A 14,163-nucleotide genomic window follows, 5' to 3' on the forward strand; every position below is an offset into this window, starting at 1 on the left:
GTTTGCTGAGAATATGGAATATGTTAGGACTTCTCAAGGGAGTTTTTCAGCAGCATGCTAGGTGAGTTGGGATTCTTCCTCCCACTGGAGAGCGTGCCCTAGATATTGCTTACGGTGAGGGAGGTGGAGGGGGCGGCGCGGGCGGCGGGGAGGGGGCCTTCTATGAATTCCGAGAGGGACTTGCCGGGGGGGACCATAGGATAGACATTCTCCTCGGGCTCCACCATGAAATCGATTAGATACGGCCCGGGGCTTTCCATGGCCCGGTAGATGGCGGGGAGGACCTGGTTGCGCTGGGTGACCCTCTCGCTGGGGATGCCGTAGGCCTCGCCTATCTTGACGAAGTTGGGGTTCCAGAGGGGGGTGGCCACATAGCGGCGGCTGTAGAAGAGCTCCTGCCACTGGCGGACCATGCCCAGAAAACCGTTGTTAATGATTGCCATTTTCACCGCTGCCCTCTCCTGGGCGATGGTCCCCAGCTCCTGTATGGTCATCTGGAAACCCCCATCCCCTGCCACGCACCAGACTGTCTCCTCGGGGCAGCCTATCTTGGCCCCCAGGGCGGCGGGCAGTTCAAAGCCCATGGCCCCCAGCCCACCGGAGGAGATGAGGCTGTTGGGGCGGGTGTAGCGGAAATACCGGGCGGCCCACATCTGGTTCTGCCCCACCCCGGTGACAATGATGGTCCTGCCCTGGGTGGCCTCGTAGATGGAGTGGATGACATACTGGGGGAGGAGGTTTTCCCCGTCTGGGATGGAGGTATCGGGGTGTTCCTGCTGCCAGTGCTGGACCTGGGCTATCCAGTCGGGACGGGTCCGGGTCTGGACCGCCTTGTTGAGCCCCTTGAGGACCAGCCGGCAATCCCCCACGATGGGCACATGGGCAGGCACATTCTTGCTAATCTCGGCCGGGTCAATGTCTATGTGGATGACCTGGGCCAGGGGGGCGAAGGCGCTGACCTTGGCCGTGGCCCGGTCATCAAAGCGCATCCCCACGGCGATGAGGACATCGGCCTGGCCTACAGCCATATTGGCGGCCGCCGTGCCATGCATGCCCATCATCCCCAGGCTGAGGATGTGGTTCTGGGGGAAGGCCCCGGTGCCCAGGAGCGTTGAAGCCACCGGTATCTGGGCCTTCTCGGCCAGCTCCTGCAGTTCCTCGTGGGCCCCCGAGATGTTGACCCCCCTCCCCACCAGGATAAGGGGTTGGGAGGCGCTGTTGATAAGCTGGGCGGCCCGCTTTATCTGGGCGGGGTGGCCTGTCAGGGAGGCCTTATATCCCCGGGGGACGGCCCTCTCCGGGTAGGAGAACTCCGTCTCCTCGGTAAAGACATCCCTGGGGATATCAAGGAGGACGGGGCCGGGCCGGCCCGTCCGTGCCAGGAAGAAGGCCTGCTTGATAGTCCGGGCCAGCCCCTTCACATCCAGTACCAGGTAGTTATGCTTGGTGATGGGGAGGGTGATGCCGGTGGTGTCCACCTCCTGGAAGGCATCCTTGCCGATAAAGGGACGGGCGACCTGCCCGGTGATGGCGATAAGGGGAGAGGAATCCAGGTGGGCGCAGGCGATGCCGGTGACCAGGTTGGTGGCCCCGGGGCCAGAGGTGGCGAAGCAGACCCCCACCCGGCCTGTGGCCCGGGCATAGCCGTCGGCGGCGTGGGCCGCCCCCTGCTCGTGCCTCACCAGAATATGGCGTAGCTGGGGGTACTGGGGCAGGGTATCATAAAGGGGGAGGACGGTTCCCCCGGGAAAGCCAAATACCACCTCCACCCCTTCCCTGACGAGGGCCTCGCAAACTATCTGGGCCCCGGTGAGCTTCATCCCTTGCTCTCCATAAGGACGGCCCCCTGGGAGGCGGAGCTCACCCTTTCCGCATAGCGGGCCAGGTATCCCTTTTCCACCCTGGACCTCCAGGGGGAAAGGGCCTTGAGACGCCGGGCCAGCTCTTCCTCCGCCAGCTCTACATCCAGGCGGTGGCCTGGGATGTCTATCCTGATTATGTCGCCGTCGCGGAGGGCGGCAATAGGCCCCCCGGCCGCGGCCTCGGGCGAGACATGGCCTATTGCGGCGCCCCGGGTGGCCCCGGAAAAGCGGCCGTCGGTGATGAGGGCCACCCTGTCGTCCAGGCCCATCCCGGCAAGGAGGGACGTAGGGGTGAGCATCTCCCTCATACCCGGCCCTCCCCGGGGGCCTTCATAGCGGATGACGATGACCTCGCCTTTCTTCATCTCTCCCTTCAGGATATACTGGGTGGCTTCCTCCTCGCTGTCAAAGACCCGGGCGGGGCCCCGGTGGACCAGCATGGAGGGGGCCACCGCCGCCGCCTTGACCACCGCCCCCTCTGGGGCCAGGGTGCCGAAGAGGACGGCAATGCCGCCTGTGGGGGAATGGGGGCGGAGGCGGGGGCGGATTACTTCCTGGTCCCTCACCTTTGCCCCGCTGAGCACCTCCCCCATAGGTTTGCCCGTCACGGTCATGGCCTGGGAGTGGAGGAGGGGGGAGAGCTCCTGCATCAGGGCGGGGATGCCCCCAGCCCGGTCCAGGTCTTCCATATGGTATACCCCGGAGGGGCTGATTTTAGTGAGGTGGGGGGTGCGGCGGCTTATCTCGTCTACCTGCTCCAGGGGGAAGGCGATGCCGGCCTCGTGGGCCAGGGCCATGAGGTGGAGGAGGGAGTTGGTGCTACCCCCCAGGGCCATATCCACGCTGAAGGCATTGTGGAGGGCATCCCGCGCGATGATGTCCCCTGCGCGGAGGCCCTTCCGCCAGACCCTCACCGCCTGCCTTCCCGCCTCCCGGGCCAGGGCAGACCTCCGGGCATCCACAGCGGGGATGGTGCCATTGCCGGGGAGGGCCAGGCCCAGGGCTTCAGTAAGGCAGTTCATGGTATTGGCAGTAAATAGTCCGGCACAGCTACCGCAGCCGGGGCAGGCGGCCTGGGCCAGCTCCTCCAGCTCCGCCTCGGTCATCTCCCCCCGGGAGGCCCGGCCCACGGCGTTGAAGACATCGCTCAGGTCCACGCATTTCTCCCCCTCCTTCCCCTTCAAGCGGCCTGCCAGCATGGGGCCGCCGCTGATAAAGATGGAGGGGAGGTTAAGGCGGACAGCGGCCATGAGCATCCCCGGGATTATCTTGTCGCAGTTGGGGATGAAGACCAGGGCGTCAAATGCGTGGGCCTGGGCCAGGGTCTCCGCCGAATCGGCAATCAGCTCCCGGCTGGGCAGGCTATATTTCATCCCTGGGTGGTTCATGGCCAGGCCGTCGCAGACGGCGATGGTGTTCACCTCAAAGGGCACCCCGCCCTCTTCCCTCACCCCCTGTTTTACCTCCTGGGCGATAAGGCCGAGGTGCCGGTGGCCGGGGACAATCTCAGAAAAGCTGTTGACGATGCCTATGAAGGGCTTGTCCAGGTCCCCCGGGCCCAGTCCCAGGGCATAAAGGAGGGAGCGGTGGGGGGCCCGCTCTATGCCCCTCTTTACCTGGTCGCTGATCATTCCTTTTCTATTTCCCCTATTTTTTCAATGCGGCGCAGGTGCCGACCGCCCTCAAACTCCGTGGTGAGGAAGGCCTGGACGATTTCCTTTGCCTTTTCGTCAGAGGTCTCCTCGGCGGAGAGGCTGAGGACATTGGCATCTATATGCTCCCGGGCGCGGCGGGCCAGGAAGGTGTCCAGGGCCAGGGCGGCCCTGATACCGGGGAACTTGTTGGCGGCAATGGCCATGCCGATGCCGGTGCCGCAGACCAGGATACCCCGGTCAAATTCCCGCCGGGAAACAGCCCCGGCTACCTTGGAGGCGATGTCCGGATAGTCCACGGGGTTGGTATCATAGGAGCCAAAGTCGTGATAGGTATGCCCCATCTCCGTGAGGGATTCCATCAGTTTCTTCTTCAGTTTGAAACCACGATGGTCGCAACCAATAGCGATCTTCATCTCAGCACCTCCAGGGCTGCTTCTAGGCACTTTTCTATCTCTTCTCGGGGGATGGCCCCTTCTCTCAGGACCAGGGGGGCCTTCCCCGTGAGGTCCACAATCGTGGACTCCCTGCCTCCGGGAGTGGGACCGCCTTCCAGCACCAGGTCTATCTTTTCCCCCATCTGTCCTCTTACCTCTTCGGCTGTCCGGGCGGGGGGGTGGCCGGAGAGGTTGGCACTGGTCCCGGTGATAGGAGCGCCCAGGCCCTCTATCAGGGCCAGAGGGGTGGGGTGATGGGGCTGCCTCACCGCCACCTTGCCCGAGCCCGCCGTAACCAGCTCCGGCACTGCCTCAAGGGCCACCAGCACCAGGGTGAGGGCCCCCGGCCAGAACCTTTCGGCCAGGGCCACGGCCTGAGGTGGCAGAAAGGCGAGCCCTGAGACCTGGTCCAGGCCCCCCACAAGGACGGGCAGGGGCTGATGGCGGGAGCGGCCCTTGAGCTCAAAGACCCTCTCCACCGCCCTGGGGAGGAAAATATTTGCCCCCAGGCCATAAACCGTATCGGTGGGGAAAGCCACCACCCCCCCCCGCCTCAGCACCTCTATAGCCCTCGCTATCTCCTGAGGCAGCTCCATAATCCTTAATCCTTGGCGCAGAGTATAGCACAATGTTATGGCGGATGCACCCATTCCCTTGACCCCCGCTCTTGCCAGGTGTTAAATTGAAGGCATGAAGAGGATAGCTACCACCGGGGATATTGAGGTCTCCACCTACCTGGAGATTGCTAAGGAGAAGGCGGGGGAAAAGCCCCTGCCGGAGGTAGAGCGACCTATCCGGGAAGGGGTGGTGGTAATTGACTTCGGCTCCCAGTATAGCCTGCTCATTGCCCGGAGGGTGCGGGAGCTTCAGGTCTACTGCGAGCTGGTCCCCTATGATGCCCCCTATGAGCGAATAGCCAACCTGCGCCCCCGGGGCTTTATCCTCTCGGGGGGCCCGGCCTCGGTCTATGAGCCCGGCGCGCCTATGGCTCCCGGCTATGTCTTTGAGAGCCGGCTGCCCGTCCTGGGCATCTGCTACGGGATGCAGGTTCTCACCCACCAGCTGGGGGGCAAGGTGGTCCCGGGACAGAGGCAGGAATATGGCCATGCCCTCCTCCATCTGGGGGCCGATTCTCCCCTCTTCGCTGGCCTGCCCTCACCCATGACGGTGTGGATGAGCCATGCTGATCTAATCGGGGAGATGCCCTCTGGATTCAAGAGCCTGGCCTATACCGAAAACTCCCCTATTGCTGTCATGGGCAATGAGCAGGGGGTCTTTGGCCTCCAGTTCCATCCTGAGGTGGTCCATACCCCCTACGGAAAGGAAGTCCTGCGCAATTTTCTCTACCGGGTCTGCGGCTGCGGGGGGAACTGGACCCCGGGCAATTTCATCGCCGAGAGCATCGCCCGCATCCGGGAGCAGGTGGGAGAGGGGAGTGTCATCTGCGCCCTCTCCGGGGGGGTGGACTCCTCGGTGGTGGCCACCCTTATCCACCGGGCGGTGGGCGACCAGCTCACCTGCATCTTCGTCAACAATGGCCTCCTCCGCCTCCAGGAGCCGGAGCGCACCCTCAACACCTTCCAGAAGAACCTGGGGATGAACATCCGCTACGTGGACGCCACGGAGAGGTTCCTTGAGCGCCTGGAGGGCATCACCGACCCGGAGCAGAAGCGGCGGGCGGTGGGGGAGGAGTTCATCCGGGTCTTTGAGGAGGAGGCGGCCAATATAGGGCAGGTGGAGTTCCTGGGGCAGGGGACCCTCTACCCCGATGTCATAGAGTCCTCCAGCCCGGATAGCCGGGCCTCGGCCCGCATCAAGACCCACCATAATGTGGGGGGGCTTCCCAGCCGGATGAGCCTCAAGCTGCTGGAGCCCCTCAGGTATGTCTTCAAGGACGAGGTGAGGGAGGTGGGGATGGCCCTGGGGCTGCCCGAGGAGATGGTGTGGCGCCAGCCCTTCCCCGGGCCGGGCCTGGCCATCCGTATCATCGGCGGGGTGAGCAGGGAGAAGCTGGACATCCTGCGGGCCGCCGACTGGATTGTGATGAACGAGATAAAGAAGGCCAAGCTCTACCGCCAGCTCTGGCAGAGCTTTGCCATTCTCACCGATGCCCGCAGCGTGGGCGTGATGGGCGACCACCGCACCTATGGCTATGTGGTCGCGTTGAGGGCTGTCACCAGCGAGGATGCCATGACCGCCGACTGGGCCCGGCTGCCCTACGACCTCCTGGCCCGCATATCCGCCCGCATCGTCAACGAGGTCCCTGGCGTCAACCGGGTGGTCTATGATGTTACCTCCAAGCCCCCCGCCACCATTGAGTGGGAGTAACTCCGGCTACCATGATTCTTCCTTGCAGTCACGACCCCAATGCCACCAATCAAATAGAACCTGCGATTGAGCTTCTGCAGCACTTGGATGCGAAGCACCCGGATATTCTTGTAGCCCACGGACTGATACCAGAGGACTATCACCCAAAGTTGGTTTTTCGATCCGCTGTTGAGAGCATCAGGGGGACCTACATCGCCTCGTCACTCACTCAAAGGCAAGGCCTTGTAGGACGTGTTCTTGAAAGAATGAGGCAAGGTGGTTCAATTGTCGAATACCAGCCGCAAGGGCCGCACGAGAGATTTGATTTCCAGGTTATGATGGCAAAGAAGCCGAAGGAGATGGCCGCCGTAGAGGTGAAGGGTGGAGAAGGTAACAGCATAAATATATCTGACAGACCCCTTTGGTGTAACGAGTTCATCCTGTGGTGCCACCTTGATGGAGCTATTGTTAATCAGCCGTCTCACGGAGCGGCCGCCATCATTTTCAACAGAGTGTCAAGCGAAATGGTCAAACGTGGCAAACATGTTGATGCTATAATATTCAAAGACAGTCGGTGCAATACTTCGCTTCGCGTTTGTCCCAAGTACCAAGGTAAAACGCCTTCCACAGAACTCGGCGTTGCTCCAGACATTTTTCTCTTGCCGCAAACAATGCCATCAAAGGAAGATCCAAATCCTCCCCCTCACAACCTGGACAGCCTCCGCCTGCCTGCGAGAATCCTTGAAGCGCACGGCGTAACCTCAAGCCGTCTTGAGGACCACGTATGGCAGGTCACTATTGGTTTGACCCAGGGCGAGACACGCACGTTAAGAGAAACTAAAATCTTTCACAAAGGCCACCTACTTGAAGTTAGGAGAACCGCAAGGTAGGCCATGGTACAAGGCGACCAACTAACACTATTTCAGGGGGACAGTCTTGAGTTAGATGTGAGCGTCTGGGCCGGCTCCTTCAATGCCAGGGAAAGCTCGATGCATCAATTGGCTCCCTATGTCGGGAAGCTTAAGTCGGGCATGGTTAGGGTATTAATAAGCCTATACTCTCAGCCCGGTGATATCGTTCTTGACCCGTTTTGCGGCTCTGGGGTCGTGCCTTTAGAGTCTGTACTGATGGGACGACATGCAGTAGCCAATGACCTCAGCCCATATGCGTATGTGATAACAAGAGGAAAGCTTTCCGCGCCGAAAAGCAAACATGATGCTCTGCGTCAAGCGGAGGAGGCTATTCAAGAAATCGAGCATCGCGCGCCTACTGTTGAGTGCAATAGTGCTCCCGATTGGGTCCGCAAGTTTTTCCATCCTCAAACGCTCAAAGAGGTTCTCGTGGGTTTTGATGTTCTGAGGGAACGTCAGGACTACTTCCTTATGGCCTGCCTCCTCGGCATCCTTCATCATGTTCGGCCGGGCTTCCTGTCCTACCCGGCAAGCCACCTGACTCCATACTTACGTGTCAAGAAGTACCCTCGCGAACTATTCGCTCACATGTATTGCTACAGAGATCTAGGGTCAAGACTGTTAGCCAAAGTGGAACGAGCCTATCGGCAAACTATGTTTGCACCTCCTATGGAAGAGGTTTCATGGAAGGTTCTGCAAGAGAATGCCATGAATCTGTCGCTAGCCAGTGACTGTGTTGACGCTATCATTTCAAGCCCGCCATACTTTGGCGCGCTGGATTATGCAAGGGACAATAGGCTTAGACTTTGGTTTCTCGGTACTTCCGACTGGAAGCAATTGGACCGCTCTCTCACAGCTAACGACAAGGTCTATGTACCTCAAATGGCAAAATCCTTAGCAGAAATGGGCAGGGTCTTAAGGACTGGGGGGCATTGTGTCCTTATACTGGGGGATGTTCAGCGTAATGGGGCTAGAAAGGATACGGCTAGTGTCATTTCGGAATTGGCTCTCGAAGTAAGTGAAGGTCAAATGGTTACGAAGTCCATTTATTCGGACGAGATACCCGACATTCGGCGCTCAAGGAGAGGAACAAGAACAACCAAATATGAGCGCATATTGGTGATGCAAAAGGCTGGGTGATTTGTTGTGAAGATGCTTGTTGTCGGCTCCGGGGGGAGGGAACATGCCCTGGCCTGGAAGCTGGCCCGGAGCCCGGGGGTAAAGGAGCTGTTTATCGCCCCGGGAAATGCCGGAACGGCCAGCCTGGGGACAAACCTCCCCATCAGGGCCAACGATATCCCTGCCATAGGGGAGGCCTGCCGCCGCCTGGGAATAGGCCTGGTGGTGGTGGGGCCGGAGGCCCCTCTGGCAGCGGGGATTGCCGACCACCTGGAGGGGTTGGGCATCAAGGTCTTCGGGCCCTCACGGGCCGCCGCTCAGATTGAGGCCAGCAAGGTCTTCGCCCGCCGCCTGATGGAGAAGTACCACATCCCCTGTCCCAGGGGCGTGGTCTTTGAAGATTACTCCCAGGCCCGGAGCTATGCGGAGTCCCACCCCTTCCCCCTGGTGGTCAAGGCCGATGGCCTGGCGGGGGGGAAGGGGGTAACGGTGGCCCGCAACCGGGAGGAGGCCCTCCAGGCCCTCCACCAGGCTATGGTGGCCCGGGCCTTCGGAGAAGCCGGGGAGAGGGTCGTCATTGAGGAATACCTCACGGGGAGGGAGGTCAGCCTCCTGGCATTCACCGATGGCAGGACGGTGGTGCCCATGGCCCCCGCCTGCGACTATAAGCCCGTGTTTGACGGGGACAGGGGTCCCAACACCGGGGGGATGGGGGGCTACACCCCCCCAGGCTTCTTGCCCCCCGGGCTTATGGAGGAGGTAGAGAGCGCCGTCCTCCGCCCGGCGGTGGAGGCCATGGCCAGGGAGGGGAGGCCCTATAAGGGGGTGCTCTACGCCGGGCTCATGCTCACCGGGGAGGGGCCGAAGGTGCTGGAGTTCAACTGCCGCTTCGGCGACCCCGAGACCCAGGTGATGCTCCCCCGCCTCGAGACCGGCCTCCTGGACATCATGCTGGCCGTCGTTGCCGGGGAGCTGGACAGGGCCAAGATAGACTGGTCGGAGAGGGCCTGTGTGGGGGTAGTGATGGCCTCGGGGGGCTACCCAGGGGAATACAGGAAAGGGTATCCTATCTCTGGCCTGGACCGGCTGCCCCCTGATGTCCTGGGCTTCCATGCCGGGACCAGGGCAAGGGACGGCCAGGTCATCACGGATGGAGGCAGGGTGCTCACCGTTGTTGGCCTCGGGGAGAGCGTCCCCTTGGCCCGGCAGAGAGCCTATGAAGGGGTGGGCCTCATCCATTTTGAAGGCTGTCACTACCGGCGGGATATAGCCCTTGTGGAGGAGATAGGCCCCCAAAAGGCCTCGAGGCTTCTTGGGGGGCCCCGGGATGATCTTAGAGGAGGTGGTCTGATGGCTCTGGTAGGAGTAATGATGGGCTCCCGGACCGATTCCCCCTATGTCCAGCCCTGCCTGGACATGCTCCGGGAGCTGGGGATAAGCTGTGAGGTGAGGACCCTCTCCGCCCATCGCCAGCCCGATGCCGTGCGGGAGTATGCCCTCACCGCCCGGGACCGGGGGGTGGAGGTGATAATAGCGGGGGCAGGGATGGCCGCCCACCTCCCCGGGGTGTTGGCCTCCTGGACAGACCTGCCCGTTATCGGCATCCCCCTCTCCACCTCGGAGCTGGAGGGGCTGGACTCCCTCCTGGCCATCGCCCAGATGCCGCCGGGGGTCCCCGTGGCCTGTATGGCGGTCAACGGTGCCCGCAATGCCGCCGTCTTTGCCGCCCGCATCCTGGCCCTAAAGCATGATAAAATAGGCCAGGCCCTGGAAAACTACCGCCAGCGGCTCCAGGAGGCGTGAGTGATTGAGCGCTACTCCCGGCCGGAGATGAAGCGGGTCTGGTCGGAGGAGAACAAGTTCCAGAAGTGGCTCCGGGTGGAGGTCGCCGTCTGCCAGGCCTGGGCTGAGCTGGGGGCCATTCCCAAGGAGGCTGCCGATAAGATAGCCCGGGAGGCCCGCTTTGAGCTGAAGAGGATTGAAGCCCACCTCAAGGAGACCCACCACGATATGACCGCCTTTCTCCGCGCGGTGGGGGAAAGCCTGGGGGAAGAGGGGCGCTTTGTCCACTTCGGCCTCACCTCCTCCGATGTAATAGACACCGCCCTGGCCCTCCAGTTCCTGGAGGCGGCGGACCTCCTGGAAAGGGACCTGGGGCAGCTCCTAGAGGTGCTGGAGACCAGGGCCAGGGAGCATCAGGGAACCCTGATGATGGGCCGGACCCACGGGGTCCATGCCGAGCCTACTACCTTCGGCCTCAAGCTGGCCCTCTGGGCCCAGGAGGTCAAGCGCCACCGCCAACGCCTGGCCGAGGCCAGGAAGATGGTGGGGGTGGGCAAGGTATCGGGGACGGTGGGCACCTATGCTACAGTCCCCCCGGAGGTGGAGGAGCTCGCCTGCCGCCGCCTGGGCCTGGAGCCCGACCCCATCTCCAACCAGATTGTCCAGAGAGACAGGCATGCCCAGTTCATCACCACCCTGGCCCTCATCGGCTCCTCCCTGGAGAAGTTTGCCACGGAAGTCAGGTCCCTTCAGCGCACCGAGGTCCTGGAGGTGGAGGAGCCCTTTGAGCCCGGCCAGACGGGGTCCTCGGCCATGCCCCACAAGCGGAACCCGGAACTTTCAGAAAGGGTCTGCGGCCTGGCCCGGCTCCTCCGGGGCTTTGCCCTCACCGCCCTGGAGAACATCGCCCTCTGGCACGAAAGGGATATCAGCCATTCCTCCGCCGAGCGCATCATCTTCCCTGATTCCTCTCTGGCCCTGGACTACATGCTGGCTACCTTCACCTATGTGATGAAGGGGCTCCAGGTCTATCCCCAGAGGATGAAGGAGAACCTGGAGCGGACCCAGGGGGTCATCTTCTCCCAGCGGGTCCTCCTGGCCCTGATTGAGAAGGGCCTGGACCGCCAGGAGGCATACCGGATTGTCCAGGAGAATGCCACAAGGGCCTGGAAGGAGGGGAGGCCCTTCCTGGAGCTCCTGAAAGGGGACAGGCGGGTGAAGCTCTCCTCTCGGGACCTGGAGGCCCTCTTTGACTACGGCTACTACACCCGGTATGTGGGCCAAGTCTTCCAGCGCCTGGGGCTGGCGGGGACGCCGGCCCGGGCCTGAACGGTTGCTCCATTGTCCACCCTCCTGAAGGTTGACCTTCCCCTGCCCCTCTTTCACCGGGGGAAGGTGCGGGACAACTACGACCTGGGGGACCGGCTGCTCATGGTGGCCTCGGACCGCATCTCGGCCTTTGATGTGGTCCTGCCCAATGCCATCCCGGACAAGGGCAAGGTCCTCACCCAGCTCTCGGCCTTCTGGTTTGAGAAGACAAGCCGCATCATCCCCAACCACCTCATCGCCCTGCTCCAGGCACCGGAACAGCTAAAGGGCCTGGTCCCCGGAAAGAAGCCTCCCCTCTATCTCCTGGGCCGCTCCATGCTGGTGAAGAAGGCAGAGAGGCTGGCCGTGGAGTGCGTGGTGCGGGGCTATATCTCCGGCTCGGCCTGGGCGGAGTATTCCAGGGAGGGGAAGGTGTCCGGCCAGGCCCTTCCCCCGGGCCTGAAAGAGAGCGAAAGACTGCCCCAGCTCCTCTTTACCCCCACCACCAAGGAAGAAAAGGGGCATGACCGGCCCATCACCCCCCAGGAAATATCCAGGAGCCTGGGCCCGGCCCTGGCGCGGGAGGTGGAGGAGAAGAGCCTTGCCCTCTACTCCCTGGCCCACCAGTATGCCCTGGAGCGGGGCATCATCATCGCCGATGCCAAGATGGAGTTTGGCCTCCTGGGAGGGAGGCTCATCCTGATAGACGAGCTCTTCACCCCCGATTCCAGCCGCTTCTGGGACCGGGCGCGCTATTCCCCCGGGGGGCCCCAGCCCAGCTATGATAAGCAGCCTGTCAGGGACTGGCTAGTGAGTTCGGGGTGGAACCAGGAACCCCCAGCCCCCGCCCTCCCCGACTGGCTCATTAAGGAGACCTCGGAATGCTACCGGGAGGTCTACAAGAAGCTTACTGGAAAGGAGCTCATCTGAAGTTGTTTGTGGCTAAGGTGTACATAACGCTGAAGCCCACGGTGAATGACCCCCAGGGGCTAACCATCAAGGGGGGGCTGGAAGTGCTGGGCTTCTCCTCGGTGAGGAAGGTGAGGGCAGGGAAATACCTGGAAATATGGCTGGACGGGGGGAGCAAAGAGAGGGCGAGGAAAGAGGTGGAGGAGATGTGCCGCCAGCTTCTGGCCAACCCTGTCATTGAGAACTACCGTTTTGAGCTGGAGGAGACCCCGGCTGTTTGACAGGAAGCAGCCCAGGGGTTATATTTACGCCAAATGGGGGAGAGGCGTATCCTGGTGGCCCTGGTGGAGGACCGGCCTGGGGTGCTGAGCCGGGTGGCCAGCCTTTTCCGCCGCCGGGGCTTCAATATAGAGAGCATAGCGGTGGGCCACACCGAGCAGCCGGGCCTATCCCGGATGACCATTGTGGTGGGTGGGGAGGAGGCGGAGGTGGAGCAGGTAAGGAAGCAGCTGGAGAAGCTGGTGGATGTGGTCAAGGTCTTTGATGTCTCCGGCGCCAGCAGCGTATCCCGGGAGCTGGCCCTCATCAAGGTCAAGGCCACCCCCCAGAACCGCAGCGAGATAATGCAGATAGTGGACATCTTCCGGGCCAATATCGTGGATGTGGCCCCCGATTCCCTGATTGTGGAGGCCACCGGGGACGAGGGCAAGCTGGAGTCTCTGACTAACCTCCTGCGGGGCTTTACTATTAAGGAGCTGGCCCGCACCGGGTGCATAGCTATGTCCCGGGGCCTCCAGGAGAAGAAGAAAAGCCCTCCAGACATTGCAGACAACCCCCCTCTGGGGTAAGACCGCAAATAAGACCAGGAGGAAGACTATGGCTAAAGTCTATTATGACCAGGATGCTGACCTGGGGCTACTCAAGGGCAAGACGGTGGGGGTGGTGGGCTTCGGCAGCCAGGGCCATGCCCATGCCCAGAACCTGAGGGATAGCGGCATTCAGGTCCTGGTGGCGGAGGTCCGCGGGAGCCCGGGTTGGAAGAAAGCCGAGGAAGCGAAATTCGAGCCTGCCCCTGCCGCAGAGGTGGCCGCCAAGTCGGATGTGCTGGCCATGCTGGTCTCGGACCATCTCCAGAGGGAGGTCTATTTCAACGCTGTGGAGAAGGGGCTGGCCAAGGGTAAGGCCCTCCTCTTCGCCCACGGCTTCAATATCCATTTCCACCAGATTGTCCCGCCCCCGCAGGTGGACGTGATTATGGTGGCCCCCAAGGCCCCAGGCCCCCGCGTGCGCCAGCTTTTCACCCAGGGCATAGGCGTCCCCGCCCTGGTGGCAGTGCAGCAGGACGCCTCGGGGAAGGCCAAAGGCATAGCCCTGGCCTATGCCCGGGGCATCGGCTGCACCAAGGCTGGGGTCATTGAGACCACCTTCGCTGAGGAGACGGAGACCGACCTCTTTGGGGAGCAGACCGTCCTCTGCGGTGGGGTCTCGGCCCTAGTCAAGGCGGGCTTTGAGACCCTGGTGGAGGCGGGCTATCAGCCCGAGATTGCCTATTTTGAGTGCCTCCATGAGTTGAAGCTCATTACGGACCTAATACAGCAGGGGGGCCTCTCCTACATGAGGGCCTCGGTAAGCGATACGGCGGAGTATGGCGATTACAGCCGGGGTCCCCGGGTGATAGATGCTCGGGTGAAGGAGACCATGAAGCAGATTCTGAAGGAGGTGCAGGAAGGCACCTTTGCCCGGGAATGGATTACGGAGAACCAGGCAGGCCAGCCCAGCTTTACTGCCCACCGGCGGCGGGAGCAGGCCCACCTCATAGAGCAGGTTGGTGCCCGCCTCCGGGCCATGATGCCCTGGCTTAAGGCCTGACCTGAGA

13 protein-coding genes are annotated in these 14,163 nt (G+C 62.0%); 9 read left to right on the top strand and 4 right to left on the bottom strand.

What is annotated here, in order from left to right; translation table 11 throughout:
• Positions 1-98 precede the first annotated feature (98 nt).
• From ilvB to KJ624_02705, 4 genes are read right to left on the bottom strand one after another with little or no spacing between them, the layout of a single operon-like run.
• Positions 99-1,820, bottom strand: a complete 1,722-nt coding sequence (gene ilvB / locus KJ624_02690; GenBank protein MBU2008748.1) for a biosynthetic-type acetolactate synthase large subunit — start codon at positions 1,818-1,820, stop codon at positions 99-101.
• Positions 1,817-3,493, bottom strand: a complete 1,677-nt coding sequence (ilvD, locus tag KJ624_02695; GenBank protein MBU2008749.1) for a dihydroxy-acid dehydratase — start codon at positions 3,491-3,493, stop codon at positions 1,817-1,819. Before ilvD ends, ilvB begins: the two co-directional genes overlap by 4 nt.
• Positions 3,490-3,930 carry a ribose 5-phosphate isomerase B gene (gene rpiB, locus KJ624_02700; GenBank protein MBU2008750.1) on the bottom strand — a complete coding sequence of 147 codons (441 nt, stop codon included), beginning with the start codon at positions 3,928-3,930 and terminating at the stop codon, positions 3,490-3,492. The genes ilvD and rpiB overlap by 4 nt, the downstream gene beginning before the upstream one ends.
• A complete protein-coding gene (locus KJ624_02705) occupies positions 3,927-4,529 on the bottom strand; it encodes a threonylcarbamoyl-AMP synthase (protein ID MBU2008751.1) in 603 nt (200 codons plus the stop codon). The genes rpiB and KJ624_02705 overlap by 4 nt, the downstream gene beginning before the upstream one ends.
• Before the next feature lie 112 nt (positions 4,530-4,641).
• Here KJ624_02705 and guaA point away from each other — a divergent pair, with 112 nt between their 5' ends.
• The 9 genes from guaA (at position 4,642) to ilvC (ending at position 14,156) form a co-directional block, all read left to right on the top strand.
• Positions 4,642-6,279 (top strand): glutamine-hydrolyzing GMP synthase, encoded by a 1,638-nt coding sequence (guaA, locus tag KJ624_02710; GenBank protein ID MBU2008752.1) that lies wholly within the window; start codon positions 4,642-4,644, stop codon positions 6,277-6,279.
• A gap of 83 nt (positions 6,280-6,362) precedes the next feature.
• The gene (locus tag KJ624_02715) at positions 6,363-7,148 is read left to right on the top strand and encodes a hypothetical protein (GenBank protein MBU2008753.1); all 786 of its coding nucleotides are present in this window, start codon (positions 6,363-6,365) and stop codon (positions 7,146-7,148) included.
• 57 nt (positions 7,149-7,205) lie between these two features.
• Positions 7,206-8,309 (top strand): hypothetical protein, encoded by a 1,104-nt coding sequence (locus KJ624_02720; GenBank protein ID MBU2008754.1) that lies wholly within the window; start codon positions 7,206-7,208, stop codon positions 8,307-8,309.
• Positions 8,310-8,315: 6 nt separating this feature from the next.
• Positions 8,316-10,091, top strand: coding sequence for a phosphoribosylamine--glycine ligase (gene purD / locus KJ624_02725; protein ID MBU2008755.1), 1,776 nt, complete (start codon positions 8,316-8,318; stop codon positions 10,089-10,091).
• Positions 10,092-11,399, top strand: a complete 1,308-nt coding sequence (locus KJ624_02730; GenBank protein MBU2008756.1) for an adenylosuccinate lyase — start codon at positions 10,092-10,094, stop codon at positions 11,397-11,399.
• Positions 11,400-11,411: 12 nt separating this feature from the next.
• The gene (locus tag KJ624_02735) at positions 11,412-12,308 is read left to right on the top strand and encodes a phosphoribosylaminoimidazolesuccinocarboxamide synthase (protein ID MBU2008757.1); all 897 of its coding nucleotides are present in this window, start codon (positions 11,412-11,414) and stop codon (positions 12,306-12,308) included.
• Positions 12,260-12,568, top strand: coding sequence for a phosphoribosylformylglycinamidine synthase subunit PurS (gene purS, locus KJ624_02740; GenBank protein MBU2008758.1), 309 nt, complete (start codon positions 12,260-12,262; stop codon positions 12,566-12,568). Before KJ624_02735 ends, purS begins: the two co-directional genes overlap by 49 nt.
• A 33-nt stretch (positions 12,569-12,601) precedes the next feature.
• The gene (gene ilvN, locus KJ624_02745; GenBank protein ID MBU2008759.1) at positions 12,602-13,135 is read left to right on the top strand and encodes an acetolactate synthase small subunit; all 534 of its coding nucleotides are present in this window, start codon (positions 12,602-12,604) and stop codon (positions 13,133-13,135) included.
• Between the two features lie 28 nt (positions 13,136-13,163).
• A complete protein-coding gene (gene ilvC / locus KJ624_02750; GenBank protein MBU2008760.1) occupies positions 13,164-14,156 on the top strand; it encodes a ketol-acid reductoisomerase in 993 nt (330 codons plus the stop codon).
• The last annotated feature ends 7 nt before the right edge of the window (positions 14,157-14,163 follow it).

This window comes from Chloroflexota bacterium, assembly GCA_018825785.1.
Classification (GTDB): domain Bacteria; phylum Chloroflexota; class Dehalococcoidia; order JACVQG01; family JAHKAY01; genus JAHKAY01.

Excerpts from the sequence above, each read along its gene's own strand:
- ilvN (MBU2008759.1), top strand. The coding sequence starts at position 12,602 with ATGGGGGAGAGGCGTATCCTGGTGGCCCTGGTGGAGGACCGGCCTGGG.
- ilvD (MBU2008749.1), bottom strand. The coding sequence starts at position 3,493 with ATGATCAGCGACCAGGTAAAGAGGGGCATAGAGCGGGCCCCCCACCGC.
- guaA (MBU2008752.1), top strand. The coding sequence starts at position 4,642 with ATGAAGAGGATAGCTACCACCGGGGATATTGAGGTCTCCACCTACCTG.
- purS (MBU2008758.1), top strand. The coding sequence starts at position 12,260 with ATGCTACCGGGAGGTCTACAAGAAGCTTACTGGAAAGGAGCTCATCTG.
- rpiB (MBU2008750.1), bottom strand. The coding sequence starts at position 3,930 with ATGAAGATCGCTATTGGTTGCGACCATCGTGGTTTCAAACTGAAGAAG.
- ilvC (MBU2008760.1), top strand. The coding sequence starts at position 13,164 with ATGGCTAAAGTCTATTATGACCAGGATGCTGACCTGGGGCTACTCAAG.
- ilvB (MBU2008748.1), bottom strand. The coding sequence starts at position 1,820 with ATGAAGCTCACCGGGGCCCAGATAGTTTGCGAGGCCCTCGTCAGGGAA.